Genomic DNA, 2,516 nt, shown 5'->3' with positions numbered 1-2,516 from the left:
TTCGCTCGGATTTTAGCCCACGCATTACTGCCCCTTATGTGGGTGTTAGCTGCCATGGAGTTTTTATGGCTCATCTGAAAAAAGGATATTTTATGAGAGTAATTTTTATATCAATATTTCTGTTTATTTCGGGTTGTACAACTTCATTATGGTCCCCCAAATATAAACAGGAAATGGTAGATGGTTTTTATGTCAAAAGTGACACAGGCGAACTATTTGTAACTGCTTCAAGCTCAGCGTATCTTTTCGATATCAGTAAAAATTTTGGCGAAGCTCTCGCTTTAACCAGGAAGGTAGACTTTTATTCTACATTTAATGATTTCGAGTTAAGGAGAGATAATACCATCCAAGGCACCGTTTCATTGACTCTGCTAAGTGATAAACCATCTTCTGAATTAGAAGAGCAACTGGTTTCACTCGGTTTCAAAAAAGATAAACTCCTCGATCGTTTCAGACTCACGGAGCAAATAAATGGGCAGAGGTATGTTGTAGAAGGCGAACTACCTTTAGAAAAGCTTGAAAAAAGTGTACGAATAGCAGTTGCACAACCATCTACTTTTACGGAAACTGCTGGCAAAATAATAGCTACTCCAGCAACGATAGCTATAGATTCAATGATAGTGGTTCCCGCAGTGTTTCTTGGGGCTACTGTAATGGCGGCAGGCGGGGGCTAACAAACAACTGTAGCCGTTCGCTGGCGCTCACTGGGACAATAACACGCAGGCTCAGTCGCTTCGCTTGGATTTTAGCCCACGCGTTACTGCCCCTTATGTGGGTGTTGAACCCTTATTCAGCATCAAGTCTCTTTAATGCTTTTTTGTAAGCCTCATTTCTCTCGCGTTTTCCCACTGCAATTACTGTAACTACAACTACGTCATCAAGTACCCGATAAACCAACCTATATCCTGATTGACGTAATTTTATTTTATAAACATTATCGGCACCTAACACTCTATCTGGGGCTACGTGCGGTGTTTTTAATCTCTCTGCTAACTTCTTTTTCAGTTGTTGCTGCAAAGTGCTACCTAGTTTATTCCATTCTTTTAGGGCGCTTCTCTTAAACTCTAATTTATAGGTCATCCAAATTCACCGAAACGCTTTCTTCACCTTGCCTTTCACTAACAAGCTGTAGTAGTTCCAGATCCTCCAAACGATCCATCATTTTTTCGTAAATCTCAGCCGGGACACAGTAGAATGCGGGTTCATTCCTATTCAATATAGCGACAGGGTCGCCATATGCACTGCTCGCAACTTTCATAGGGTTAGCTTTTAGTTCAGTAATACTTGCAGCAACATCTGCCAAAACTCTCGCCGCCATAACGGTCTCCTAAAAGGTCTTTAATTAGGTCAGTTTAGGCCATCATTGTTGGTTTAACAAGCGCATAAACTCGCTCACTACGTTCGCTGGGACAAAAATACGTAGGCTCCCTGCGCTTCGCTTGGTATTGTAGCCTACATATTTTTGCCCGTTATGCGGGTGTTATATGCCTAGCGCTTCGACTTATATTTTTCATCATTTAAAAGGATTAAAATGCTTTACATAATACTCACTATTCTTCTTTGTTTTCTTGGTGTCTTTACGTTTATACCTAAATTTAAAAGTGTTATTGAGCGTTATAGTGTCGGAATTAATTTCTTTCTTACTCTTGTTGCGACATTAGTTGGTGTTCTATTAGCTATATCTATTACAAATTACGAAGCGAAACAAAAAGAAAAACAAGATGTAATTAAACTTTTACAGTCATCGATTTCTTCAGTAGAGACTTGTTATGAATATAGTGAAGAATTGATAGAATATTTTAATAAATTGCCAAAAGAAGATGAATTGAAGGCTGAGTTCTTTTTAAAAAACCCACCACCATACCCAGAATATTTAGACACTTTCTTAATGCAAAATATAGTCAGCAAAAATTTATCAGGGACAACGTTAAGTGATCTGAACGAATATTTAATCAACCTTAAAAGAAGTCGTACATATAATGCTCCTTTATATCTCAAGGTTTTAGAACAAACACTAAAACTCTTGGAATTTGAAATGGCATATCAAAAAGGTCATATTAATGAAGCTCAATTGGACTTACAGTTAAGTGCAATCGAGAAAATTTTAACGACTACAGGCATATAACAAGTTACTTAAAAGGACGCAAAACGCTTGGCTTGTGCTCCTTCGTCGCTAATTTTAGCCAAGCATTAATGCGCCCCTTAGTAAGGCGTTGGTATGACTCCCTTTGTCAACCCTGAACGAGTATTTTCCTGACACTCTTTCAGCCCATAATTAGCTTTGTTTCCCCACTCATTATAAATTGAGCTAACGCACCGGATGAGGCAGTAATGTCGTCGGTTATCAAGCTGGTATTCGTGGATTATTCATTAATTTAATGAACAGCGCCTACCTTACTCACTCCGCCGTGGCCACCTTCTCATCAGTCTATGCTCGTGGTTCAATCACAGTTAAGTGACTGCCATCATAACGACCTCGTAGGTTGGTAACCGTTCACCAGGGCCCTATTGACAGT

4 protein-coding genes are annotated in these 2,516 nt (G+C 39.3%); 2 read left to right on the top strand and 2 right to left on the bottom strand.

Annotated elements, in window-relative coordinates:
• The first annotated feature begins 65 nt into the window (after positions 1 to 65).
• Positions 66 to 674, top strand: a complete 609-nt coding sequence (locus ACX5KA_RS05270; protein WP_458730587.1) for a hypothetical protein — start codon at positions 66 to 68, stop codon at positions 672 to 674.
• Between the two features lie 112 nt (positions 675 to 786).
• Here the strand turns inward: ACX5KA_RS05270 and ACX5KA_RS05265 are convergent, their stop codons facing one another.
• Both ACX5KA_RS05265 and ACX5KA_RS05260 read right to left on the bottom strand, forming a co-directional pair.
• On the bottom strand, positions 787 to 1,080 hold the full coding sequence (locus ACX5KA_RS05265; RefSeq protein WP_039219422.1) for a type II toxin-antitoxin system RelE family toxin: 294 nt from the start codon (positions 1,078 to 1,080) through the stop codon (positions 787 to 789).
• Positions 1,070 to 1,318 carry a type II toxin-antitoxin system Phd/YefM family antitoxin gene (locus ACX5KA_RS05260; protein ID WP_039219417.1) on the bottom strand — a complete coding sequence of 83 codons (249 nt, stop codon included), beginning with the start codon at positions 1,316 to 1,318 and terminating at the stop codon, positions 1,070 to 1,072. Before ACX5KA_RS05260 ends, ACX5KA_RS05265 begins: the two co-directional genes overlap by 11 nt.
• Before the next feature lie 213 nt (positions 1,319 to 1,531).
• Between ACX5KA_RS05260 and ACX5KA_RS05255 the strand changes: the two genes are divergently transcribed.
• Entirely contained in the window at positions 1,532 to 2,125 is a 594-nt protein-coding gene (locus ACX5KA_RS05255; RefSeq protein WP_039219410.1) for a hypothetical protein, read from the top strand.
• The last annotated feature ends 391 nt before the right edge of the window (positions 2,126 to 2,516 follow it).

It is taken from the genome of Alteromonas alvinellae (assembly GCF_902705805.1).
This window is presented reverse-complemented; position numbering and strand designations above follow the sequence as displayed.

Coding starts and splice junctions, on each gene's coding strand:
- ACX5KA_RS05270 (WP_458730587.1), top strand. CDS start 66: ATGGCTCATCTGAAAAAAGGATATTTTATGAGAGTAATTTTTATATCA.
- ACX5KA_RS05265 (WP_039219422.1), bottom strand. CDS start 1,080: ATGACCTATAAATTAGAGTTTAAGAGAAGCGCCCTAAAAGAATGGAAT.
- ACX5KA_RS05260 (WP_039219417.1), bottom strand. CDS start 1,318: ATGGCGGCGAGAGTTTTGGCAGATGTTGCTGCAAGTATTACTGAACTA.
- ACX5KA_RS05255 (WP_039219410.1), top strand. CDS start 1,532: ATGCTTTACATAATACTCACTATTCTTCTTTGTTTTCTTGGTGTCTTT.